26 protein-coding genes are annotated in these 23,185 nt (G+C 63.9%); 16 read left to right on the forward strand and 10 right to left on the reverse strand.

Annotated features, from left to right (window positions below; all coding sequences use genetic code 11):
• Positions 1 to 230: 230 nt before the first annotated feature.
• Positions 231 to 2,366: an ABC transporter ATP-binding protein/permease gene (locus FJ423_RS32225; protein WP_140847648.1), complete on the reverse strand. Its 2,136-nt coding sequence runs from the start codon at positions 2,364 to 2,366 to the stop codon at positions 231 to 233.
• Between the two features lie 108 nt (positions 2,367 to 2,474).
• Positions 2,475 to 4,397 carry a bifunctional diguanylate cyclase/phosphodiesterase gene (locus FJ423_RS32230; RefSeq protein WP_246680372.1) on the reverse strand — a complete coding sequence of 641 codons (1,923 nt, stop codon included), beginning with the start codon at positions 4,395 to 4,397 and terminating at the stop codon, positions 2,475 to 2,477.
• A gap of 417 nt (positions 4,398 to 4,814) precedes the next feature.
• On the opposite strand from FJ423_RS32230, the gene FJ423_RS32235 reads away from it, so the two are divergent.
• From FJ423_RS32235 to FJ423_RS32250, 4 genes are all read left to right on the forward strand, one after another.
• On the forward strand, positions 4,815 to 5,963 hold the full coding sequence (locus tag FJ423_RS32235) for an amidohydrolase (protein WP_140847653.1): 1,149 nt from the start codon (positions 4,815 to 4,817) through the stop codon (positions 5,961 to 5,963).
• A 41-nt stretch (positions 5,964 to 6,004) separates the two neighbouring features.
• Positions 6,005 to 6,562: a DNA-3-methyladenine glycosylase gene (locus FJ423_RS32240; protein ID WP_140847656.1), complete on the forward strand. Its 558-nt coding sequence runs from the start codon at positions 6,005 to 6,007 to the stop codon at positions 6,560 to 6,562.
• A gap of 82 nt (positions 6,563 to 6,644) precedes the next feature.
• Complete coding sequence (locus FJ423_RS32245; protein ID WP_181174971.1) at positions 6,645 to 6,944, forward strand: DUF2934 domain-containing protein; 300 nt, start codon at positions 6,645 to 6,647, stop codon at positions 6,942 to 6,944.
• 7 nt (positions 6,945 to 6,951) lie between these two features.
• Positions 6,952 to 7,131, forward strand: coding sequence for a hypothetical protein (locus FJ423_RS32250; RefSeq protein WP_140847661.1), 180 nt, complete (start codon positions 6,952 to 6,954; stop codon positions 7,129 to 7,131).
• Between the two features lie 53 nt (positions 7,132 to 7,184).
• Here FJ423_RS32250 and FJ423_RS32255 read toward each other — a convergent pair whose 3' ends face one another.
• Positions 7,185 to 7,499 (reverse strand): EthD family reductase, encoded by a 315-nt coding sequence (locus FJ423_RS32255; protein ID WP_140847663.1) that lies wholly within the window; start codon positions 7,497 to 7,499, stop codon positions 7,185 to 7,187.
• A 201-nt stretch (positions 7,500 to 7,700) separates the two neighbouring features.
• On the opposite strand from FJ423_RS32255, the gene FJ423_RS32260 reads away from it, so the two are divergent.
• On the forward strand, positions 7,701 to 8,060 hold the full coding sequence (locus tag FJ423_RS32260; RefSeq protein WP_140847665.1) for a hypothetical protein: 360 nt from the start codon (positions 7,701 to 7,703) through the stop codon (positions 8,058 to 8,060).
• Between the two features lie 22 nt (positions 8,061 to 8,082).
• Here the strand turns inward: FJ423_RS32260 and FJ423_RS32265 are convergent, their stop codons facing one another.
• Together FJ423_RS32265 and FJ423_RS32270 are read right to left on the reverse strand one after the other, a co-directional pair.
• On the reverse strand, positions 8,083 to 8,694 hold the full coding sequence (locus FJ423_RS32265; RefSeq protein ID WP_140847667.1) for a dihydrofolate reductase family protein: 612 nt from the start codon (positions 8,692 to 8,694) through the stop codon (positions 8,083 to 8,085).
• A 1-nt stretch (position 8,695) separates the two neighbouring features.
• Complete coding sequence (locus FJ423_RS32270) at positions 8,696 to 9,226, reverse strand: cupin (protein ID WP_140847670.1); 531 nt, start codon at positions 9,224 to 9,226, stop codon at positions 8,696 to 8,698.
• 80 nt (positions 9,227 to 9,306) lie between these two features.
• Here FJ423_RS32270 and FJ423_RS34695 point away from each other — a divergent pair, with 80 nt between their 5' ends.
• From FJ423_RS34695 to FJ423_RS32305, 8 genes are all read left to right on the forward strand, one after another.
• Positions 9,307 to 9,435 (forward strand): hypothetical protein, encoded by a 129-nt coding sequence (locus FJ423_RS34695; protein ID WP_263492714.1) that lies wholly within the window; start codon positions 9,307 to 9,309, stop codon positions 9,433 to 9,435.
• Between the two features lie 124 nt (positions 9,436 to 9,559).
• Positions 9,560 to 10,138 (forward strand): TetR/AcrR family transcriptional regulator, encoded by a 579-nt coding sequence (locus FJ423_RS32275; protein ID WP_140847673.1) that lies wholly within the window; start codon positions 9,560 to 9,562, stop codon positions 10,136 to 10,138.
• 38 nt (positions 10,139 to 10,176) lie between these two features.
• On the forward strand, positions 10,177 to 11,475 hold the full coding sequence (gene fabF, locus FJ423_RS32280) for a beta-ketoacyl-ACP synthase II (protein ID WP_140847675.1): 1,299 nt from the start codon (positions 10,177 to 10,179) through the stop codon (positions 11,473 to 11,475).
• A gap of 57 nt (positions 11,476 to 11,532) precedes the next feature.
• Positions 11,533 to 12,348 carry an oxidoreductase gene (locus FJ423_RS32285; protein WP_140847678.1) on the forward strand — a complete coding sequence of 272 codons (816 nt, stop codon included), beginning with the start codon at positions 11,533 to 11,535 and terminating at the stop codon, positions 12,346 to 12,348.
• A 146-nt stretch (positions 12,349 to 12,494) separates the two neighbouring features.
• The gene (locus tag FJ423_RS32290; RefSeq protein ID WP_210239588.1) at positions 12,495 to 13,352 is read left to right on the forward strand and encodes a sulfotransferase; all 858 of its coding nucleotides are present in this window, start codon (positions 12,495 to 12,497) and stop codon (positions 13,350 to 13,352) included.
• A gap of 273 nt (positions 13,353 to 13,625) precedes the next feature.
• Positions 13,626 to 14,453 carry a transporter substrate-binding domain-containing protein gene (locus tag FJ423_RS32295; RefSeq protein ID WP_140847683.1) on the forward strand — a complete coding sequence of 276 codons (828 nt, stop codon included), beginning with the start codon at positions 13,626 to 13,628 and terminating at the stop codon, positions 14,451 to 14,453.
• Positions 14,454 to 14,504: 51 nt separating this feature from the next.
• Positions 14,505 to 15,785 carry an FAD-binding oxidoreductase gene (locus tag FJ423_RS32300; protein WP_140847685.1) on the forward strand — a complete coding sequence of 427 codons (1,281 nt, stop codon included), beginning with the start codon at positions 14,505 to 14,507 and terminating at the stop codon, positions 15,783 to 15,785.
• Positions 15,786 to 15,804: 19 nt separating this feature from the next.
• Positions 15,805 to 16,776: an amino acid ABC transporter permease gene (locus FJ423_RS32305; protein ID WP_140847688.1), complete on the forward strand. Its 972-nt coding sequence runs from the start codon at positions 15,805 to 15,807 to the stop codon at positions 16,774 to 16,776.
• Here FJ423_RS32305 and FJ423_RS32310 read toward each other — a convergent pair.
• Both FJ423_RS32310 and FJ423_RS32315 read right to left on the reverse strand, forming a co-directional pair.
• On the reverse strand, positions 16,698 to 17,591 hold the full coding sequence (locus tag FJ423_RS32310) for a PfkB family carbohydrate kinase (protein WP_140847690.1): 894 nt from the start codon (positions 17,589 to 17,591) through the stop codon (positions 16,698 to 16,700). The genes FJ423_RS32305 and FJ423_RS32310 overlap by 79 nt on opposite strands.
• A 38-nt stretch (positions 17,592 to 17,629) precedes the next feature.
• Positions 17,630 to 18,643, reverse strand: coding sequence for an SIS domain-containing protein (locus FJ423_RS32315; protein WP_140847693.1), 1,014 nt, complete (start codon positions 18,641 to 18,643; stop codon positions 17,630 to 17,632).
• A 185-nt stretch (positions 18,644 to 18,828) separates the two neighbouring features.
• Here FJ423_RS32315 and FJ423_RS32320 point away from each other — a divergent pair, with 185 nt between their 5' ends.
• Positions 18,829 to 19,560 (forward strand): GntR family transcriptional regulator, encoded by a 732-nt coding sequence (locus FJ423_RS32320; protein WP_140847707.1) that lies wholly within the window; start codon positions 18,829 to 18,831, stop codon positions 19,558 to 19,560.
• Between the two features lie 58 nt (positions 19,561 to 19,618).
• Here FJ423_RS32320 and FJ423_RS32325 read toward each other — a convergent pair whose 3' ends face one another.
• The 3 genes from FJ423_RS32325 to FJ423_RS32335 all read right to left on the reverse strand — a co-directional run bounded on the left by FJ423_RS32325 (position 19,619) and on the right by FJ423_RS32335 (position 21,356).
• Positions 19,619 to 19,951, reverse strand: a complete 333-nt coding sequence (locus tag FJ423_RS32325; protein ID WP_181174973.1) for a hypothetical protein — start codon at positions 19,949 to 19,951, stop codon at positions 19,619 to 19,621.
• A gap of 162 nt (positions 19,952 to 20,113) precedes the next feature.
• Complete coding sequence (locus FJ423_RS32330; protein ID WP_140847699.1) at positions 20,114 to 20,860, reverse strand: SDR family oxidoreductase; 747 nt, start codon at positions 20,858 to 20,860, stop codon at positions 20,114 to 20,116.
• Between the two features lie 34 nt (positions 20,861 to 20,894).
• The gene (locus FJ423_RS32335; protein ID WP_140847702.1) at positions 20,895 to 21,356 is read right to left on the reverse strand and encodes a VOC family protein; all 462 of its coding nucleotides are present in this window, start codon (positions 21,354 to 21,356) and stop codon (positions 20,895 to 20,897) included.
• Between the two features lie 135 nt (positions 21,357 to 21,491).
• Here FJ423_RS32335 and FJ423_RS32340 point away from each other — a divergent pair, with 135 nt between their 5' ends.
• Positions 21,492 to 22,379 carry a transcriptional regulator GcvA gene (locus FJ423_RS32340; RefSeq protein ID WP_140847704.1) on the forward strand — a complete coding sequence of 296 codons (888 nt, stop codon included), beginning with the start codon at positions 21,492 to 21,494 and terminating at the stop codon, positions 22,377 to 22,379.
• 387 nt (positions 22,380 to 22,766) lie between these two features.
• A complete protein-coding gene (locus FJ423_RS34445; protein ID WP_246680374.1) occupies positions 22,767 to 23,117 on the forward strand; it encodes a hypothetical protein in 351 nt (116 codons plus the stop codon).
• Positions 23,118 to 23,185 lie beyond the last annotated feature (68 nt).

Below are 23,185 nucleotides of genomic sequence, written 5' to 3' on the forward strand. Positions count from 1 at the left end.
TCCAGCAAGGCTCCCTTCCTTTCCCTCCGGAGGGGGAAAGGTGGCGCTGCGAAGCAGCGACGGATTGGGGGAACCACCTGGCAGTCAAGCCTCGGGTCGATCAGTCACGCAGTCACAGAAGATGTGCATAGCGTAGCCCATTTTGTGGCGAGGAACCCAGGCTTGCGAAGGCCGCGCGCTTGGCGATTGGGGAAGCGCCGCCGGCGATTACGCACGACGTCAGAGTGCCCCTAATCGCCTTTCCCGCCGCTGCCCCACAGCGCGCGCTGCAGCAGGCCTGGCGCGCGCTTCTTCGGCGCGAGCTCGACATCGCTCACCAGCCGCGCCCCGCCCTCACGCCTCTCCAGCGTGATCTTTCGCGTGTGGAAGGCTTCCAGTTCGGCGCGGTGGGCGACGCTGATGATGGTGACCTGGGGCAGCACCTTGATCACCGTCCGCATCATCTTGTCCTGGCTCTTCTCGTCCAGCGCCGAGGTCGCCTCGTCGAGCACCACGATGTCCGGCGCGTGCAGCAGCAGGCGGGCAAAGGCGAGACGCTGCTTCTCGCCGCCGGACAGCGTCTGGTCCCAGGGCGCCTCTTCCTCCAGCCGGCTCTTCAGATAGCCGAGGCCGACCTTGTCGAGGGCCGCATTGATCTCTTTCGTCTTCCAGTTCTCGGCGGGGGCGGGATAGGCGGTGGCGCGGCGCAGCGTGCCGGACGGGATGTAGGGGCGCTGCGGCAGCATGAAGAGGCGCTTGCCCGGGTGGAAATCGACGCTACCGCTGCCCCAGGGCCAGAGGCCTGCGATGGCGCGCACCAGCGTCGACTTGCCCGAACCGGATTCGCCCGAGACCAGCACGCGCTCGCCAGGCGCGATCTCCACCTCGGTTTCCTTGACCACGGCGGTGCCGTCGTCGAGCGTCACGGAAACATTGTTGAGGCTGAGCATCGCGCCGTCTGCGGTCTCGCCGCGCTGGATGCGGCCCAGCTTGTCGTTCTCCTCGGCGCGCTCCAGCCCATCCAGCGACATCATCAGCGAGGCGATGCGGTGGGCCGAGGCGTTCCAGTCGGCCAGGCGCGGATAATTGTCGACCAGCCAGCCGAAGGCGCCCTGCACGATGGCGAAGGCGGAGGCCGCCTGCATCACCTGGCCCAGCGTCATCGAGCCGTCGAGGAATTTCGGCGCGCACAGAAGCACCGGCACCACCGGCGCGAACAGGCTGGAGCCTTGCGAGACCAGTGCCGTGCGCATGTGCTGGCCGGTCAGCCGCGCCCAGCGGCCGAGCACGCCGGCGAAGGTGCGGTCGATTCCGGCGTTCTCCTCCTCCTCGCCGCCGAGCAGCGCGATGCTCTCGCCATTCTCGCGCACGCGCGTCAGCACATAGCGGAACTCGGCCTCGGCCTGGTTCTTGTCCTCGGAAAGCTGGACGAAGCGGCGGCCGATGGCGAACATCGAGGTCGAGGTGATCGCCGCGTAGATGACCGCGGTGACGACGAGGAAGCCGGGCACGGTGATGGTGGAACCGCCCAGCGAAAAGCTCAGCGCGCCGCCGATCGTCCACAGCACCACGATGAAGGTCGAGGCCGACAGGAAGGCGTTGAGGACGCCGGCGATGAAGTCGACCGGCGATTCGGTGGCGATGCGCAGATCCTCGGTCAGGCGGGCCTCCGGGTTGGCATGGTCGCCCTTGACAAGGTTGAGCTGGTAGTAGCGGCCGCTGGCCAGCCAGCGCTGGATGACGGCCGTGGTCAGCCAGGAGCGCCAGCGGCGCTGCATGGTCATGCGCAGGTACACTTGCGCGACCACCAGGCTGATGCTGCCGGCGACCAGCGGCAGGAAGACGGCGCTCAACCAGTAGACGGTGTGCGCGTCGCGCAGCTCGATGGCGTCGAAGATCGCGCGGTTCCAGCGGTTGATGCCGTATTGGAAGCCGACATTGACGCAGATCAGCGTGAGCAGTCCGATCGTCAGCGGCCAGGCAAGCCTGTCGCCGCGCAAACCCCAATAGCCGCGCCCGCTGATCCAGAAGCGCCGCAGCAGGTATCTCTTGCGCGCCCGCACGGCCTCCTCGGGGGAAAGCTCGGGATCCGGCTCGATCGCCTCGGGCGGCGGCGACCCGGCATGGCCGATGGCTTCCGGCGCGGCGTCGGCGGATGCCTTTTCTTCGGCCTCGCCGGCCTGCGGCTTGCGTTGCTGTGCCTTGTCGTCTTTCAGCCGGTCTTCGTGCCGTGTGTCTTCCCGCGCCCGCTCGGCGCGCGGCTTCGGGGCGCCGCGCGGTTCCGACTGGCGCGGCTTGTCCTGGCGCGGCGGCGCCGAACGCGGCTTGCTTGCACCGCGCTGCGTGGCGCTGTCGGCCGGTTTCGGTTTGTGCTTGGCCGGGGACATCGCGCCACAACGGCCCAAAAATCAAAAGGTTTCACGCGGGCCGCGGCTACCCTGTCCTTCCGATGCCGGTTGCCCGCCAAGTCAATGAATGCCCTTGGCGGTGGCCAATCAGGCGGCGCTGCCGCTCTTGGGCGTGCGCCGCGGCTTGAAAAGGGCCTCGGTGGCGGAACTACCGGTCGCGTCGAAGGCGAGCGCATCGCCCAGGGGGAGCGCGGCCGAGAAAAGATAGCCTTGCCCAATCAGGCAGCCCAGCGAGCGCAGGATCATACGGTCGGCGTCGGTCTCGACCCCCTCGGCCATCACCTCGATGCCCAGCGTCCGGCCGAGGCCGATCACCGCCTCGACCACGGCCTGGTCCTCGAGGGATTTCGCCAGGTCGCGCACGAAATCCTTGTCGATCTTGATCTTGCGGATGCGGCTGTCCTTGAGTGAAACCAGGGTCGAGAAGCCGGTGCCGAAATCGTCGAGCACGATCGATATGCCCGCATCCGCCAGGCGCCCGACCTTTTCGTCGACCCGGTCGCGGTCGACCGGCGCCTCCTCGGTGATCTCGATCTCGAGCATCGCGGCAGGCACGTCCTTGGCCTTCAGGCCGTCGAGGATCATGTCGTCGACATTGCCGGCCTCGAGCTCGCGCGGCGAGAGGTTCATCGCGACGCGAACATCGCGGCGCCCATGCTTCACGAGCTCTGCGATGATGGCGCAGCAATTGAAGAACACCGTCTCGGTCAGAAGCGAAAGCAGCCCGGTTTCGCGCGCGGCAGTGACGATCTCGGGTGGCGAGATGGCGCCATGGACATCGTGGTGCCAGCGCAGCAGCGCCTCGAAACCGACTACCGCGTTGGTATCGAGCCGCACCAAAGGCTGGAACCAGGAGCAGAGCGTGCCGGTTTCGATGGCGCCGCGCAGGTCGCGCTCGATGCAATTCTTGCGTTCCAGCGCGGCGTCCAGCCTGGCGTCGAAGAGACAATATTCGTTCCTACCGCCGCGCTTGGCGGCATAGAGCGCGAAATCCGCCTTGAGCAGCATCTCGGTCAGTCGCGGCTTTTCCGATTGGTAGATGCCGATCGAGGCGCCGACGCGCACGGAATTCAACTCCGGGTCCGGATTGGCGATGGCTGTGATGATGGCGGATGCAAGCTCGCCGGCCGCTTGCTGCGACCTGCCGGCAGAGAAAAGCAGCACGAACTCGTCGCCGCCGATGCGCGCGATCGTGGCACCTTGCGGAGCGTGGTTCTCGATCCGGCGCGCCACCCTGACCAAAAGGTCGTCGCCGATGTTGTGGCCATAGGTGTCGTTGACGGATTTGAAGCCGTCGAGGTCGATCAGCATGGCCACGAACGGGCCGTCGGAGAGCCCGAGCTTGGCAATCGCCTGCTCCAGCCCATAGCGGTTGAGCAGATTCGTCAGCGGGTCGCGCCTGGAGTTACGCTCCATCTCAGCGGCGAATTCGCGCGCCTCGTATTTGAGCCGGCTCGTCTCGCGGAAGCGGAATTGCCCGAGCAGCGCGCTCCTGATCATGCCGCCAAGGAAAAGCAGCACGGTGAAGGCGAGCACGTAATTTTCAACGCCGCCCTTTGCAAGCACGCAGCCGGCGGCGGTGAGGAGCGGCAGGATAATGAAATTGATCGAAGCTGGCGCGTAGGAGGTGCCGTAGGTGACCGAACCGGCCGAAGTGCCGGCGAGCACGATCAGATAGAGCGGCGCCTGGCTGGTCGCGTATCCGTCGCTCAGCAGCGCCAGAAAAGACCAGGCGACGCCCGAGGCAAGCGCCATCAGGCCATAAAGCGAAAGCCGGGCGCCCACCGCCCTCGGGTTGTCGCCGGCGGCTTCCGATTGGGTGACGGCAAGCGCTACGCGCGCGCCATTGATCAAGGCGATCGCCACGAACCACAGCACCGCGGCAAGGCCGCCCCCCGACAAGAGCTGCACCGCCAGGATCAAGGCCGAGAGCACCGTGCCGATCGGCATCGAGATGAAGACGCCCTTGCTCAGATCCGCAAGCTGGTCGCGCAGGATGCCGGCTTCCACGGCTTCGCTCCTTCCCTCGGATGAGGGACCCGACACCAGCCGCTCGTCATGCCTTTTCATGTCTCTAATGGGTAGGCGAGCGGAATGAAAATCGTGTTAAGGATTTCAGCGGTTTACGTGGCATTTCTTGATTGAGTCTGGCCGATGCCGGGAGCTAAAAGAAAGCCGCGCGACGGCTCCCTATCAAGACGGGACCATCGGGCAACGGTTCTGAACTTTTGCGGAGCGTTGCGGGTGGACAGAACGAGCGTCGCCTTCGTCCGATCAGCCGCGACCTGCCGCAGGTGAAGGCGGGGAGATAGCGGCATTGATTTCGCGGAGGCCGATGGCCTATCCGAATTGATCGGCATGGCACGGCGCGAGAAAAAACCTATCGTGTTTGTGTGACCTGAAAAAACCCCATCGGAGCCCCAACCCATGACCCTGACCAATCGAGACATCGTCGAGCTCACCGAATGGCGGCGCAAGCTGCACCGGCAGCCGGAAATCTCGAATGAGGAGGAAAGGACCGCGAAGGAGGTGGTGAATTTCCTCGCCGATACCGGGCCAGACAAGGTGCTGACCGGGCTCGGCGGCCACGGCGTCGCGGCGGTCTATGACAGCGGGCAGGCCGGCCCGACGGTGCTGTTCCGCTCGGAGCTCGATGCGCTGCCGATCGCGGAGCTTTCGGGCGTCGCCCATGCCTCCGAGGTGCCGGGCAAGTCGCATATGTGCGGCCATGACGGGCACACCGCGATCCTGGCGGCGCTCGGTCGCCAATTCGGACGCGAAAGACCGGCGCGCGGCCGCGTCGTCTTGATGTTCCAGCCGGCCGAGGAAACCGGCAACGGCGCGGCCGGGGTCGTCGCCGATCCGCGCTTTGGCGAGATCCAGCCGGATTTTGCGTTTTCGCTGCACAACCTGCCGGGCGTGCCGTTCGGCGAGGTGCGGCTGAAGGCCGGCACCGTCAACTGCGCCTCGCGCGGCATGCGCATCATGCTCGAGGGCAAGACAGCGCATTCCTCGATGCCGGAGACAGGTGTATCGCCGATGCCGGCCGTGAGCGAGCTGATGCCGGCGCTGCCGGCGCTCGGGCGCGGGACCTTCACTGACGAGGATTTCGGCATGGTGACCGTCACCCATTGCGCGATGGGCGAAGCCGTGTTCGGCATCGCGCCCGGCTATGCCGAAGTGTGGGCGACGCTGCGCACCCGCCGTGACGAGCGCATGGCCGAGCAGGTCGCCGCGGCGGAGGCGCTCGCGGCAAAAATCGCCGCCAGGCACGGCCTTGCCGTTCGCTTCGACTATCACGAGATCTTTCTCGCCAGCGTCAATGCGCCGGACGCAGTGGAGCATCTCAACCGCGCCCTCGACGCGGAAGGCATCGCGCGCAGCGAAGAGGCGCTGCCGATGCGCGCCTCGGAGGATTTCGGTATTTTCGGCCACAATGCGAGGTCGGCGATGTTCTTCCTCGGCGCCGGCGAAAGGCACCCTTCCCTGCACAACCCCGACTATGATTTCCCGGATGATCTTATCCCGATCGGCTCGCGGATCTTCATGCGCGCGGCGCGCAATCTTTTGGGCTGAGCGGACGGCGATGATGAGCTGTCCGAACGACGCCGATCGCCATGCCGCTTAGTGTCGGGCCCGATTTCTTCGCCCGCGACGCGGTCATCGTCGCGCGCGCCCTGATCGGCGCCAGGCTTGGGCTCGCCGGCGTCGGCGGGATCATCGTCGAGACCGAGGCTTACCGGCCCGACGACGCCGCATCGCACAGCTTTCGCGGCCGCACGCCGCGCAACGCGCCGATGTATGGCGTGCCCGGCGACGCCTATGTCTATCGTTCCTATGGGCTCCATTGGTGCTTGAACGCGGTGTGCCTGCCGGGCAGCGCCGTGCTGATCCGCGCCATCCAGCCGCAATCCGGCATCGCCGCGATGCGCGAGCGGCGCGGAACGGATGACGACCGGCTGCTCTGCTCCGGTCCCGGCAAGCTCTGCCAGGCGCTGGACATCGACGGTTCGCATAACGGGCTCTCGCTTACCGCGCCGCCGTTCGAGTTCGCCCGTTCCGAGGCCGACCCGGCCGCAATCCTCGCCGGTCGCCGGATCGGCCTCACCAAGGGCGTGGAAGCCGAGTGGCGCTTTGGCCTCGGCGGATCGGCCTATCTCAGCCGCAGGTTCTGAGCCGCGACCTATCCATTCCCTGTCCCCGTCACGGATCATTCGCGGCCAGCGCGCGTTTGAACAGATGACGGAGGATCGGACAATGGCGACCGACAAATACGAACGCATAAAGCGCCGCGCCTATGAGATCTGGCAACGCAGCGGCGAAGCGAATGGCCAGGATGAGGAGCACTGGCATCAGGCCTGCGAGGAAATCGAGCGCGAGGACAACGGCTTGGGCGAACAGCCGGGTGCTGCGATGCCCGGCGCGGTCACGATACCGGCCGGCAATCCGGACCGGTCGGCGGCCGAGGCGCTGGCGCGCAAGGCCATGGCAAATCGTCCGGACAAGCCGGCCGCCGACGATCCGGCGCCGAACAAGCGCAGCCGGCGCAAAGGCTGACCCGGCCATGGTCAAAAACGTCGAACAGGCATTGGACGACGCGTTGCTGGCCATGCGCATGCTGCGCAAGTCGATCGTCGATCACGGCCATCTGGAAGCGATGGCCGATCTGGATGCCGTGATGGAAACCGCGATCGCCGCGGCGGAGCAAAAACGCATCGACATCGAGCGGAAAAAGTCGACGTGAGCAGCGATGCGGCCGCGATTCTCGGCGGCCGATCGTCCTGTCTCCGCGCGGGCTCAAACTTCCCTGCTGTCGAAGAGGAACATCTGGATGCCCGATTCATCGGGCGCGTAAAGCCGGCGGTCCGCGCCGGCCGCCTTTCCCTCCGGGCTTGCGAAAGCCCTCTTCATCGCTTCGAGATCGTCAAAATAAAGCGTCCCGATCAGGTAGACATCGGACGGTCCGGCCACCACCGTGATCGGCCCCTGGCTGACCTCGTATTTCCTCAGACCCGGGATCTTCTTGGCCAGCGGTATGTGCGTCTCGAAATAATGCTTGTCGAACGCCTCCGCGTCAGCCGGCTGCTTGTAGATGACGACCATTCCAGCCATTGCGGTTTTCCTTTTTTGTTGGGACGGAACCAAGGACGAAATGGTGGGCGGAAACGGAACGGGACGTTGAAAAAATCTCGGGAGCGCCGAAGGACGACGATGGCGGCTATCCCGCCCTGCCCGTTGCTTTTCGCCGCTATCTCGCTTGTGCGAAGGAGCGTTCTGTGTTCTCTCCGCCTTGAATTAGCAGGGACTCAAACGATGAGAATTGCGGTGCTCGTTGCGCTCTGCGCGGCAGCGGCGGGATGCGTGTCCTCTGCCGCCGATAATGGCGCTTCGCTGTCGCAGCAGGATCCGAAATGGTCCTCGCCGGAATGCCAGCAGGCCCGCGCCGCGGCATCGGACTACGCCCAGCGCGAGAAGGACCATCCCGGCTGGGGGTTCGGCGTGCTTCTTGGCCCTTACAGCATGGGGATGGTGGCGGCGGTCAAGGAGCATGAGCACCAGCAGCGACGGCTTCTTGCCCGCCAGATGCACCTGCAATGCTCGAGCAAGCCGCTGCCGAAGGAACTCGATTTCGATCCGGCAAGCTACGCGCCGAAGAAAACGCATTATCCGTAGAGGAAGAACCGCTGGGTTCCGGTTATTCTGGTCGCTCCGCCGCGGCCTTGCCGTCGAATGCATAAGTGAGGATCGCCACACCCGTCGCGGTCGCGATCTGGCCGGACAGCTTCAGCATCGAGGGCGCCTGCCCCGGCTCGAAAAGGCGCGAACCTGTGCCCAGCACCAGAGGGTGGACCATCAGCACCAGCTCATCGACAAGCCTGTGCCGCATCAGCGCGCGCAGCAGCTTGCCGCTGCCGAACACAATCAGCGCCTCGTCGTGACCTTGCTTCAGCGCGCGCACCGTCTCCCCGGCATCGCCGGCAAGCAGCGTCGAATTCCCCCAGCGCGGCCGATAGCCGGCGTCATGCGAGGCGACGAACTTCCGTGCGCCGGTCAGCGCCCTGGTCATCGGACTGGCCGGCTGACGAACAGCCCAGGCTTCGTGAAGATCCTCATAAGTCGTGCGGCCGGCGAGCAACGACCAGCCGCCGGCCATGGCGCGTCCGATGACCTCCTGCATCTTCGGGTCGCTGCCTGGATTGCCCCAACCGCCGTGCGCAAAACCATTGCGTGTGTCTTCGTCGGCGCGCCCCGGCGCCTGGAAGACACCGTCCAGCGTCACATGCTCGATGGCGACGATGCTTGGCATTTCAGCCTTCGCTCCAGGCTTTCAGCAGCGGGCCGTCGCCGCCGAAGAGCGGATCCTTGTCGGGCCGGCCGACCTTCGGGATCGTGCGCAGCGCCTCGGCGTGCTGCTCCGGGCTCCGGCACAAATCATAGGTGCCGAAGGGCGGATAGGCGCCGACGACGAGAAGATCGGCCGAGCCGGACAGGCGCTGATGGCCGGTGCCGGCCGGCAGGACCGCCACGTCGCCCGCCTTCACCTCCAGCACCTTGCCTTTATCGCCGCCGAAGCGGACGTCGGCGGTGCCGCGCGCGATGCCCAGCACCTCGTGAATGCGCGAGTGATAGTGGACGAAGTCGTAGATGCCGTTGCGCCAGCTGTCGCCCCAGCCATTGGCGCCGAAAATATCCTCGAAAACGGCAGCCGGATCGCCTTCGTCCGGCAGCTGCACGGCGCCGGGATAGACGAGCATGGGCCAGCGCGGATGATTGGGCACCAGCCCATCATCGGCGAAGCGGAAGGCGAGCGGTTCCTGTTTGTCGACAGATTGTGCCATCCTTGCGGTTTCCTGCATGGTCTTAATGGGACCTAACGGTTTCCCGCGGGTTTTGCTCCGGCCGGTCTGAGGAGGTCACAATGGCGGCATTTCGTCTTTCGGCAATCGGCCTTTTTGCATCGGCGCTTGCCTTTACCGCCGGCGCCGCCGGCAACGCCGAGACGAATGGCGGTGATCGTCGCAGCGCTTCGGCATCGAAACTGATCTAGGCCTGCCGCAGGCACATTCAGCCCGTAGCAAACCGCCACGTGGGACGCCGCCCATTGATAGATTGCGTTCGGCTTCTAACTGAATTATAGATGTCGTACATAATCTAAAATATGGAGGTCGACGATGCGCGTGAGCCGCATTCAGGCTGAGCGGAACCGGCAAACCGTGATCGATGTCGCAAGCCGGCTTTTTCGAGAGCACGGCTTTGACGGTATCGGCCTTAAGGACCTGATGAAGGGCGCCGGGCTGACCCAAGGCGCTTTCTATAAGCAGTTCGCGTCAAAGGAGGACCTTGCCGCGCAAGCTTCCAGGCGCGCGATGGAGAGCGCTGCCGACAGATGGACGGCGGCGACCGCAGCGAATCCCGGCGATCCGCTTGGGGCGGTGATCGAGTTCTATCTCAGCATGGGCCATCGCGAGGAAAGGATGGACGGCTGCCCGGTCGCGGCGCTCGGGTCGGATGCGGCCAGACAGGGGACCGAGGTGAAAGCGTCGTTCGAAGTCGGCATCAAAGCATATCTTGAAGTGCTCGGCAGGATGATTGCCAGGACTGAGAAGGAGGAAACCGGTGAAAAAGCCATGGCCGTCCTCTCGACGATGGTCGGTGCGGTGGTTCTCTCGCGCATCGTCAATGATCCCGACCTCGCCCAGGCCTTTCTGGATGCAGCGGCCGAACAGGTTCGCGACACCGTCACCGTTTGACCGGCGCGGGCTGGCTACTCAGATCGATAGGAGAATAGATGCGACGGATTGTTGTCACGGGCATGGGCGCGGTCACGCCCCTTGCCGCAAATATCGAGGCGTCGTGGTCACGTCTCCTGGCCGGCCGCTCGGGCATTCGAAGGCTTCCTGAGGACATCATGGAAACCCTGCCGACAAAGATCGGCGGAACGGTTCTTTCCCTGGAGGAGGATCCCGAAGCCGGTCTCGATGCGAATGCCTTCCTGGCGCCGAAGGATCAGCGCAAGATCGATCGCTTCATCCTATTCGCGCTGGCGGCGGCGGAAGAGGCGCTTGCCCAGGCGGGATGGAAGCCGGAGTCGGAAAAGGATCGGCTTCGCACCGCGACGATCATTGCTTCAGGTATCGGAGGGTTCCCCGCCATAACCGAGGCGGTGCGGACCGTCGACCAGCGCGGCGTTCGGCGTCTTTCGCCGTTCACGGTGCCGTCTTTCCTGGTGAACCTCGCCGCCGGCCACATCACGATCCGTTACGGCTTCAAGGGCCACATCGGCGCGCCGGTAACGGCGTGCGCCGCCGGCATCCAGGCGATCGGCGATGCGGCGCGCATCATCCGCGCCGATGAAGCCGACATCGCCGTATGCGGCGGCACGGAAGCCTGCATGAACGTCGTCAGTCTGGGGGGCTTCGCGGCGGCACGCTCGCTTTCAACCTCCTTCAATCACCGTCCCGACCAGGCCTCGCGTCCGTTCGACATGACGCGGGATGGTTTCGTCATGGGCGAAGGCGCCGGCATCCTGGTCATCGAGGAATTGGGCCATGCGCTGGCGCGCGGCGCGAAGCCGCTCGCCGAGGTCGTCGGCTACGGCACGACGGCGGATGCCCATCACGTCACGTCCGGTCCCGAGGATGGGGATGGCGCGCGCCGCGCCATGGAGATCGCGATTGTCCAGGCCGGCATCTCACCGCGCGAGATCCGCCATCTCAACGCGCACGCGACCTCCACGCCGGTGGGCGATCTGGGAGAAATCGAAGCGATCAAAACCGTCTTCGGCACGGATTTTTCCATAGCCGTCAGCGGAACGAAGTCGGCGACCGGACATCTGCTCGGAGCCGCCGGCGGAATTGGCGCGATCTTCACCATCCTGGCGCTGAGGGACCAAATGGCGCCGCCGACCCTCAATTTGAGCGCCCCCGATCCGGCCGGCGACGGAATAGACTTCGTCGCAAACCGGGCCCGGCCGATGGAGATGGACTACGCGATCGCCAACGGCTTCGGCTTCGGCGGCGTCAATGCCAGCGTGCTGTTCCGGCGCTGGGACGGGCACGGCGTAAACGGTCGAGCCGCTCGTGATTGACGCTCTTTGCTCCAGCCTTTCCTGCTTTTCCAGTCCAACCCAAAGAAAGTGATCTCCATGAACAGGACCAATCCTGGCGTCGCCATTGTCACAGGGGCATCCAGCGGAATCGGGCACGCAACGGCCAAGGCGCTGCAGAGCGCCGGCTTTCGCGTGTTCGGAACCAGCCGTCGCGCGGCCTCCAAGAAAACCGACGGCATTACCATGCTGACCTGCGACGTGACCGATGACGCCTCCGTGGCGAAGCTGATCGATGAGGTGCTGGCCGATGCTGGGCGCATCGACGTGCTGGTCAACAATGCCGGCATCGGCCTGCTCGGCGGCGCGGAGGAATCCTCGACTGCACAGGCCCAGGCTCTGTTCGACGTGAACGTCTTCGGTGTCATCCGTATGATCAACGCGGTGCTGCCGATCATGCGACGTCAAGGAAAGGGCAGGATCGTCAACTTGAGCTCAGTGCAGGGGTTCATCCCCGCCCCCTATTTCGCGCTTTATTCATCGACCAAACATGCCGTTGAAGGGTATTCCGAATCGCTTGACCACGAAGTGCGGCCGTTCGGAATTCGCGTCGCATTGGTCGAGCCGGCCTATACCCAGACTTTGTTCGAAGACAATCTGGCCAGGCCGGACCAGGTGCTCGACATCTATGACGCCGCGCGCGCCGGTATGACCACAGCCGTGCATAAGGCGATGGAAAAAGGCGATACGCCCGAAGTGGTGGCCAACACCGTTGTGGCGGCTGCGATCGATCCCGCTCCGAAGCGGCGCTATGCGGCGGGAAAGACAGCGCGCCAAGTCAGTTTCCTGCGCCGTTTCGTCCCCGCATCGGCATTCGACAAGAGCCTGCGAAAGCAGCTCGGGCTGCCGGCCTGACAACGGAGCCTTTCACTCCAGCCGCCCTGCCTCCAGGTCAAAACGCCGGCAGCAATTAGCTGTTCGTCACTGACCGCATATAAGCATTCCCTATTGCAATCCCCGGAAGAAAAAGGTTGCTTAGAATCTCCGGGGGAAACGAAATCGTGAATAGAGGCGTGGTGCGGCTTCTTCCGAAGCCCAAGGTTTCAATATTCATTTGCGGATGCGGGCATACGGGGTCAACTTTGCTCGCCCGGATACTGGCTGCGCATCCGGATATTTTCTCTGTCCGCCGCGAGACAAGCGCGTTTGTCTCAAGCGATGGGGCGCGATGGACCAAGCTAAGCGCGGTTTTGCTGCAGGCAGCCATTTCACGCCGCAGCGTCTGGGTCGAAAAGACCCCGAACCATATCCACTATACGGGGCAGATCATCGAGACGATCCCGGGCGCGCGCTTCATCGTCGTCACGCGTGACGGCAGGGACATCGTGGCCTCGCTCGGGCAGCGTTACGAGGGCGATTTCGACAAGGCTTTCCAAAGATGGATCGCCGACAGCAAGGCCTCGATGGAGCGCATCGAAAAGGGCGAAAGCATCCTGTGGCGTTATGAAGACTTCATCGAATCGCCCGCGCTTTCCATCGAACGGCTATGCCGCTTCATCGGCGTGGCCTTCGATCCAGGCATTCTGAACTATCACCAGCAGCCCGTCATATGGGGGCGCGAAAAGGCGGTGCGCACGCCCCATTCCGCTCGCCGGCACGCCCAGGTGAACCAGCCGATCACCGACTATCGGGGCAGCTGGCGATCCAGCCTGCCTATGGAAGTGGCTTGCCGTTTCGACGCCGGCGAGGCGCGGAAAATCATGGGCTATTTCGGATACGCGCAGGCCGATCGTCCGGCAGGTGTCGATCACCTAAGCGTAGTCGAGAAGCGACCTTTTGTGCTGCGACAGATCGGAAGCAACTGTCCGAGAAGCAGCAGCCTGCGCCGACGTATTGGCGAGCGCGCGTGCCTGCCATGAACCAGCAACGTCTTCAGCATGGATTGGGCGCGCCCGGTAATCAGCACCGACCGCCGAGAACTGGTGGCGGCCCGACTGATCCGCGAATTCGCACAGCAGCCGGCTGCCGATCGCATAAAAGCCCAAGAAATTCGACCAATGCCGATCCGGCCAACGCCGGGAACGCGTATCGCAGGCCAAACTCGACGATGCGCCGATAAAGACGCTTGACTCGCCCTCCCCCTTACGGACAAGTTGCGTTGTCAGACATCTTACATACGAGAGGGAGGTTTCGTGAGGAGATTTATCGCTTGTTTCGCGCTGGCTGCCGGCGCGCTCGCATTTGCGTCGGCAGCGTGGGCAGGAGAAACCCTGGATCGCGTCACAACCAAGAAGGCCATGGTGGTCGCGACCAACAGCGGCTGGCCACCGCAGAGCTTTCTCGACGAGAGCAACCAGTTGGTCGGCTTCGACATCGACGTCTCGAAAGAAATCGCCAAGCGCCTCGGCGTCGAGGTCAGCTTCGAGACGCCTGATTGGGCGACCATGACCGGCGGCCACTGGCAGGGCCGCTATGATCTTGGCGTCGGCTCGGTGACGCCGACCAAGGCCCGGGCCAGGGTGATCGATTTCGCCGGCATCTATTATTACAGCCCTTATGTCTATGTGGTCCACAAGGACAGCAAGGCAAAATCGGTGAACGATCTGAACGGCAAGGTGATCGGCGTCGAGACCGCCACCACTTCGGAAGATTTTATCCGCCGCCAATTGGAGATCGACGCTCCCGGCCTTCCGCCAATCGAATACAAGCTGCAGCCTGGCGAAATCCGGACTTTCGCCGATTCCATGCTGCCCTTCGACGATTTGAGACTTGGGGACGGCGTGCGGCTCGACGCGGTTATCGCGCCCGAGCAGACCGCGCAAAACGCCATCAAGAACGGTTATCCGCTGCGCATCATCGAGGGCGACTACGCCTTCCGCGAGCCGCTGGTGGTGATCGCCGACAAGGGCGATGCCGAGTGGACCACCAAGATCGGCGGCATCATCGACCAGATGAAGAAAGACGGCACGCTCGCCACGCTGACCACCAAGTGGTACGGCAAGAACTACAGCGCCGATTGACGCTCATCGCGGGCGGCCCCTCAAGGCCGCCTGCTTCCGTCAGAACCTATCATGACTTATCCCGATACCTATTATCGCCGTACACTTGCCGACGAGAAGGTCAGACCACCGCTCGCGGGTTCGGCCGAATGCGACACGGTCATTGTCGGCGGCGGACTGGCAGGTCTGACGACGGCGCTGCAGCTGGCGCGCGCCGGGCAGCAGGTCGTGCTGCTCGAAGCCGAGAGCATCGGCTTCGGCGCCTCGGGCCGCAACGGCGGCTTCGTCAGCCCCGGCTTCGCGACCGGCAGCGACAAGATCGCGGCGATGGCCGGCGCGGCGGCGGCACGAGAGCTGCATCGGCTGTCGATCGAAGGCGTCGATTTCGTGCGGCAGACGATCAAGGATCTCGACATCACGGCAGCGAAGCCTCGCCCCGGAATCATGGGCGTGCTGCGCCATGACGGCGGCGCCGAACTGAGGGCTCATGCAGAGAAACTGGCGCGGGATTTTGACTATCCGCTCGAATATCTCGAGCGCGACCAGGTGCGCGCTGTGCTGCGTTCCGAGCGCTACTACCAAGGCCTGCGCGATGGCAACGCCTTCCACATGCATCCGCTGAATTATCTGCGCGCCATCGGGGCGGAGATCGAGCGGCTGGGCGGCAGGATTCACGAGGGCTCCAGCGCGATCGAGGCTAAACTCGATAGCCCGCACAAGACGCTGCGCACCGCAAGCGGCGAAGTACGCGCGCGGCAAGCGGTGTTTGCCACCGGCGGCTATACAGGACCGCTGGTCGGCCGGCTGAAGCGGGCCATGTTGCCGATCGCGACCTATGTGATGCTGACCGAGGAAGCCCCCGATCTCATCGCCGACGCCATCGCTACGACGGATGCCGTCGGCGACAACCGCCGGGCCGGCGACTACTACCGCGTCGTGGAGGATGGAAAGCGGCTGCTCTGGGGCGGGCGCATCACTACGCGGGCCGCTTCGCCGGCGGCGCTGGCCAGGGAACTGCGCCGGGAGATGGTTGGAACCTACCCCCAGCTCGCTGCGCTCAAGACCGAACTCGCCTGGTCGGGGCTGATGGCCTACGCCCGCCACCTGATGCCCCAGATCGGGCAGCTGCAGCCAGGCGCCTGGTATCTCACCGCGTTTGGCGGGCACGGCATCAACACGACGGCCATAGCCGGCAAGGTGGTCGCCGAGGCGGTACTCGGCCAATCGGACCGCCACCTTCTGTTCGCGCCGTTCGGACTGGCCTGGGCAGGCGGACCGGTGGGGCTTGCCGCGGCGCAACTCACCTATTGGAAGCTGCAGGCGCAAGATTGGTGGCGCGAACGCCCCCGCTAACCAGAAGGGATATCGACAGGTGATCGGCAGACTGCTGCTCAACTATCCGGACGCCACGCGCCGCATCGGCGTGTGCCTGGCGCTCGCCGCTTTCGCCGCGGGCCTCTACGGTCTCGGCATCAAGGCAGACTGGATCGGCAAGCTGATCCCGAGCTCGATCGAATGGCTTGCGGCCAATCCCGTGGTGGCGCGAGCCGTCTCGGCGGTGCTGATCGCGCTGATCGTGGCCGCCAACTGGAAGGCGCTGCAGCAACTCGGGCGCAAGCAGCAGATCGTGGCGGTATGGATCGAGCTGTTCGTGCTGCTGATGCTGTTCTTCTATTCCTTTGATCTGTCCTTTTCTTTCATCGCCCGGAAGATCGGTTTCCTCATCTCGCAGGGCGTGGTGACCACGCTCTACATTTCCGCCATTTCGATCGCCATCGCGACAGTCATCGCCTTCATCGGCGCCATAGCCAAGCTCTCCAAGAACGGCATCGTCTATGGCCTGGCAACGTTCTACACTTCGCTGTTCCGCGGGCTGCCATTGCTGATGCAGATCTACATCATCTATCTCGGCCTGCCGCAGGTCGGTTATGTGATCGGGGCCGTGCCTGCCGGGATCATGGCGCTGTCGCTTTGCTACGGCGCCTATATGACCGAGATTTTCCGTGCCGGCATCGAAAGCATCCCGCGCGGCCAGACGGAAGGCGCCACCGCACTTGGGCTCAGCCCCAATCAAACGATGTTCCTGGTGATCCTGCCACAGGCGATGCGCGTCATCGTGCCGCCGACGGGCAATCAGTTCATTGCGATGCTGAAGGATTCCTCCCTGGTCTCGGTGGTCGGGGTCTGGGAGATCATGTATCTGGCGCGCACGCAGGGCCAGACCGAGTTCCGGCATATCGAGATGCTGATCACCGCCTCGATGATCTATTGGCTTTTGTCCATTGGGCTCGAATTCCTGCAGTCCCGCATCGAGGAACGGTTCGGCCGCTCGCTCAAACGCTGAGCTTCAATGGGGCATCCCTCCTGGGGAAAGCCGCCGAGATGGCAGCAGGCCAGAGCGGCATGATCGCGGCCGCTTTCGAGGCATTGCACCAGCGGCTTCCTCGCCAGCCAGGCATGCAGGAAACCGGCGATGAAACTGTCGCCGGCGCCGGTCGTGTCGACGACCTGGACCGGGCGGATGCCGGTCTCGGCGCGCTCGCGGGCCGTCAGCGCCATCGACCCCTCGGCACCGCGCATGACGACGGCGCAGCCTGCGCCGCGCGACAGGAGATCCGCGGCCATCGCTTCCGCCGCGTCGCGATTTTGGCCAGCCGAGCAGAAAACTATGTTCAAACCCTCCACACCGAGATCGGCGGGATCGGCGTTGACCGAGATGTCCTGCGAGACGCTGACCCCGGCTCGCGACAGGCGCCTGCGTAAAGCGCCGCTATCGTCCAGCCAGCCGATATGGACGTGATCCATCGTCCCCAGGATCGCCAGTTCGGCCTCGTCCGGCGCATAGCCGGCGCAGGCGCCGAAATCCTCGGCAGCGATCAAACGCTCGCCGGACGGCAAGACTTTGATGTCGGTCCAGGCGGTGTTGCGCTGGTCTACGCGCAGGTGCTTGACCGCCACCCGATTGGCTTCGAGCTCAGCGCGGGTGCGTTCGCCGTCGGCGTCGCGGCCGACCGCGCCGAAATAGAAGCTGCTATGGCCAAGCCGCGCGAGCTGGACGGCAACGTTGAGCGCGTTGCCGCCGACCAGCGAGCGGCCGATCGGCGCTCCGAGGCGGTCGATACAGTTGTCGCCGACGGCGGCAAATCGAAGGCTGCTCATATCCTGCGCTGCACGATCAAGCTGACGCCGAGAGCTGCTCAATAGGCAACGCGCTTATAGTAGCGGCGCGTCGTCAGCGGGTGGTTACGGATCACCTCGAGATGCGCGCTGACCCGTTCGAGGGCGGTCGCGAGCACGATCGGCGAAACCAGCGCGCGCACACCCGGCGAAATGCCGGGCAATTCGAAATCGGCCGTGTCGAGCACCGTCAACTTGTCCGTATAGGCAGGCGCGAATTTCTCGACGCGATCGGCCAGCGGCCGGGCGCTGTCCTCGCCCTTGAAGAGCACGACACTGACGTCTTTGTCCACCAGCTCCAGCGTGCCGTGGAAAAAGTCTGAAGCATGCACGGGGCGGGTCCGGATCCACTGCATCTCCTCCAGGATGCACATGCCGTAATACCAGGCCTGCGGCCAGACATTCCCGGCGCCGGTTATGATGTGATAGTCGGAGGCGGCCAGTTTGTGCGCGAAGCCGGCGGCTTCCTGTTCATAGCTCCGCTTCACCTCCAGCAACAGTCGCGGCAACTGCTCCAGTTCGGCGAAAATCCGTTCGGATTCGGCGAGCTCGCCGCGATGCTTCAGCACTGCAAGCGCGATGAAGAGCGACTGGAGATAGAAGGACTCGCAGGACGTGTCGTCCTCGGCGAAGTTGACGAAGACATGGTCCCCGCCCTTGCCGAGCGGCGTCTCCTCATGTCCGACCAGTGTGATCACCGTCGCCCCGACGTCCTTGATCCGGGACAGCAGTGCCACGCTTTCCTTGGTCGTGCCGGAGAGCGAGGGCAGCACGACGATCGATTTGTCGGTCAGGTGCACGGATTGGACCAGCTGCAGTTCGGCGGTGATGTCGACGAAGGCCGGAAAGCCAGATCGGCGCTGCAGCAATTGCGCCGCCGGATGCATCAGGATCGCTGCACCGCCGGTGCCGAGAAAGAAGATGTTTTGCGCCTCGGCGGCGAGGCACTGCGCCACAACGGCCTCAATACGCTCGCGCAAGGCCACCGCCCCCGATTGGATACGCATAAACCGGGCTTCATCGAAATTGAGCATCGTTCCCTCGATAAATTTAGTTGTAAGACAACTGACATCTGAGGGAGCACATTTCAAGAGAAATTTTGCGGATGGGTTCGGATGCGTCGCCTATACGACATGCGATCGCCACGGCATGCCTCCGCTTGACCTGAACGCGATTGTCCGACAACAAAAGGAGAGTTGGCACAATGGGGAAGAGGGACTTGGACGAGCCGCTTCGGGACGCGCGCACATTGGCGGTTCAGTTACGCGACCGCATGGCCGACCTCATCAGGACCGAAGGGCTCAAGCCCGGCGACCGGCTGCCAACGGAATCCCAGCTGACGCAGCGCTTCCGCATCTCGCGCCCTGCCCTGCGCGAAGCGCTGAAGCTTCTCGAACAGGACGGCATCATCTCCGTCACTCATGGTCTCGGCCGCTTCGTGACCGCGAACTCCGCCGTCCAGGTCGACCGTCCAATCACGGTGTTCGAAAGCGTGACCGACATGTCGCGCCACTATGGCTACAACACCGTCAACAAGGTTCTTTCCATCGCCGAGGAAACGCCCGATCCATTGATCCAGCAGCAATTGCGGCTAGCGGACGGAGAGCGCGTCATCCGGCTTGAACGGCTGCGGCTGCACGACGATCTGCCCCTCATCTATTCACTCGACTACGTACCGCGCAGCCTTTTGCCGGGGCGCCTTTTCGACATCGAATGGAGCGGCTCACTGCTCGCCCTGCTGGAAAAGCACCGCCATCAGCCGCGTATGTCGGCCGCCTCCGTTGCAGCCGTAACGCTGCCCGACGAAATCGTGCAGCGCAACGACTTGCGCGACTTCGGGCCAGCCCTGCTCATTACGGAAACCTGTTTCGATGGGACCGGAACTCCGGTCGTCCATGCCGCCGTCTATCACCGCGGCAGCCATTTCACCTTCAGCTTCGCACGAAAGTGAAAGCTCAAATGGTGGCAATGACCAGTGTCAGGTGCCATGCAGATGTCGAGGGCCGTCACTAGCGCGGGAGCAGCCGGGAGACCTTGAGCCGCGGCGCGAAGAAACAGCGCAGATAGGGCTGGTTGGTTATGACGTAATGGTTCTCGCAGATATGGTATCGGCCGTCCGGCGATTCCTGCACGCGGTCTGGCGGGATGTTGAAGCCATCGGGTAGATAGACATAGCCGCCGTCGGCCCCGGATTGCACGGCAGACTCAGGGATGGGGCGGCAATCCGTGCCGCCGCAACATTTGAAATTCGTCACCGGGTCGACCTTGTTTTCGTACCAGTCATGAGCATCGGCGCCTGTCGCGGCGACAATCCACATGACTGTGACGATGACCCTTCGCATGGCGTTCCTCGACGGTGCGGAGGCGCTGCTCATTCGAGCATCATCTATATTAGCGTTCCGCCGGAAACGCCATTGGCCGCGAAGGCCTGGAAGGCGACGCCGGCCCTTGTGGACGGCAATAGGTGAAGCCGGAACCTTCAAATCGAGGTCCGGCTCTACCGCTCACACCAGCCTTTGCCCGCCGTCGATGTGGACGGTCTCGCCGGTCATGAACTCGTTCTGCATCAGGTAGAGATAGGCCGGCGCAATATCGGCGGGCCTGGCGATCTTTCCGACCGGCAGTCGGCCGCCCATCTGCTCGAAATAGCCTGACTTGGCGGCGCCGACGATCTCGTCCCACATTTCGGTATCCACCCACCCGGGCGAGACGATGTTGACGCGGGTTGGCGCAAGTTCCAGCGCCAGCGCCCGGGCGAAATAGGTGAAGGAGCCGGCGACCGCCGCGACGACCGAGCCGCCGGGGACCGGCGGACGGTCCTTGTTGATGCCCGAGGTGAAGATCATCGAGCCGCCCATGTTCAGCGTGCGCACGGCGTGCTTGGCCAGCATCACAGCGCCGATCAGCTTGCCGTCGACAAATTGGCGCACGAAATCCATGTCGGTCTCGCCGATCGGATAATTGGGCGGCGGCGTGCCGGCCGTCGCCACCAGATGATCGAAAGCGCCGGCTTGCTCGAACAAGCCGGACACCTCGGCCTCATTGGCCATGTCGGCGGCGATGCCTGTCACGCGCCCTGCCCCGCCGAGCCGCTTTTCGGCGGCCTTCAGCTTTTCGGCCGAACGGCCGGCGATCACCACCTCCGCGCCGCTTTCAAGCGCCGCTGCCGCGACGCCGAAGCCGATGCCGGAGCTGCCGCCGACGACAATGATCTTCTTTCCGTTGAGCGATGTCATGGGGAGACTGGTCATGGGTCTTCTCCGTCTTTCCGCGATGGGTTCAAAATCAGGCGCGGCCGGCGTGGGCTGCTTCGATATCGGCGAGGATGATCTTCTTCATCGAATACATCGCCTGACGCGCCCGGTCGGCCTTGGCGCGGTCGGGGTCGTTCATCAGGCGCAGCGCCGGTTCGGGAATGACCTGCCAATAGACGCCGAACTTGTCCTTCAGCCAGCCGCAGGGCTGCTCCGAGCCGCCGCCTGCGGTCAGCGCGTTCCAAAAATAATCGGTTTCGGCCTGGTCCTTGGTTTCGATGTAGAGCGAAATCCGCTCGTTGAAGGGCGGCACGCCGCCGGCGTTGAGCGCGGTAAAGCGCTGGCCTTCGAGCTCGAAATCGAAGATCGCATGCGGCTTGTCGGTGAACTCGATGGTCCGCAGCGCGCGGCTGCACTTGAAGACCGAGAGATAGAAATCTCGCGCCGCTTCGGCATCGAGGTTGAACCAGAGGAAGGGATGAACGGTGGCCATGATGTCCTCGCAGGTTTCGTCTTGAGTGAGTATTGATCACAAATTCTGTGAGGATTTTTGATTGGAAAAGGCTCGACGGACAAACCAAAATTTGGCAAGTATTTGTTACCATAACTCACAAATGGCTTTGTCGTCATGGCCCGCAGACTGCCGCCGCTCAACGCCTTGCCGGCCTTCGAGGCCGCTGCACGGCATTTGAATTTTTCGCGGGCCGCCGACGAGCTCAACCTCACCCATGGCGCGATCAGCCGCGCCGTGAAGCATCTCGAGGATCAGCTTGGTGTGCAGCTTTTCGAGCGGGCGACACGCTCGGTGCGGCTCACTCCTGTCGGCGAGCCCTATGCGGTCGCCGTGCGCGAGGCGCTCGACCAGCTCGCGCTGGCGACGCAAACCGCAACCTCGCGCCATTCCGGCTCGACGCTCAACGTCAGCACCTCGGACGGCTTCGCCGGAAAATGGCTGGTGCCGAGGCTCTACCGCTTTCACCGCGCGCATGGCGATATCGACGTGCGCGTCTCGACCACCGGGCGACTGACCAATTTCCGCGGCGACGGCATCGACGTCGCCATCCGCTACGGCGCCGGCCACTATCACGGGCTGACGTCGGAATTTCTCACCGGCGAGGAAGTCTTTCCGGTCTGCAGCCCGAAGCTTCTGGAAGGGCCGCATCCGCTCAAGCAGCCGCAGGACCTCAAGCACCACACGCTGATCCGCGACGGCTACCGCATCGACTGGGCCGCGTGGCTGGCCAGCGCCGGCGTCGAAGATGTCGACCCGAATAGCGGGCTCACTTTCGATTCAGCCACTTTCGCGGTGGAGTCGGCCGTGCAGGGCGAAGGCGTGGTGCTCGGCCGGACCATGCTCGTCTCGGCCGACCTCGCCACCGGCAGGCTGGTACGACCCTTCGACCATGCGCTGAAGGCGGTCTCCAGCTTCTATCTGGTCTACCCGCCGGAGGCGATCCGCCAGCGCAAGGTGAAGGCGTTTCGCGATTGGTTGTTTTCGGAGATCGAGCCGCTTTAACGGGCGAGCTCCGGGCTCGACAGCCAAAAGCCGGACGGCTTTCCGCCAGCTCGGTTCACCTGGCGAAGACCGCTGGGCGGATAATGCCGCCGCGGAGCGCCTAGCCAGTCAAAACCGAGTTGAAACTTTCGGCCGCCCTTCTAGTTCGGTTGGAAGGAGGATCTTTGATATGACTGAACCCGGTGAAGGGAGTTCCCACGGTCGAATTGACGACAAGCAGCTCGTCATTCTGCTGAAAGAGAAAACCGGCATCTCGGAGGCTCAAGCCAGAAGGCTGATAAAGGCCGTTGGGCGCGACCGACCGTCGCTTCTGCGAGAAGCACGCATCATAAGGGCGCGTGTTCAGACGTCCACCTCAAGCCGCGTGTGACCGGCTGAATGCGGCGGATGCCCGCCGGATCTGGCGGCGGCATTTCGCGACCGGCTGCTTCGAAGATCGACCGGCTGAAGCAAAGCTCGCCGGAAATTCCCTGCTTGCGAAGACGTGCTTGTTGCGCGATGCTCCGCAAAATGGCTGGCGAATATCTGGACCACAAACTGGAATGCCCGTTTTGCGGCACCATTCGTCTGCAGATCCCGGCCGATGCCCAGCCAGCAACACCGATCCATTGCGCCGAGTGCGGCGCATATCTCGGCACGTGGGACGAGCTTCAAACCGATTTCGAGCAGCAAGGCGGTACCGACGGCGTGTTCCGGCTGGATAAGGGACGTATCCAGAAGCTTAATTCCAGCCGATGATTAGCCGCAGCTGACGCAGCCGTCCGGGCTCAGAAAAGCGCCCAACAGGGCAACCGACGGCATGGGCG

It is taken from the genome of Mesorhizobium sp. B2-8-9 (genome assembly GCF_006439475.1).
In the GTDB taxonomy this organism is placed as follows: domain Bacteria; phylum Pseudomonadota; class Alphaproteobacteria; order Rhizobiales; family Rhizobiaceae; genus Mesorhizobium.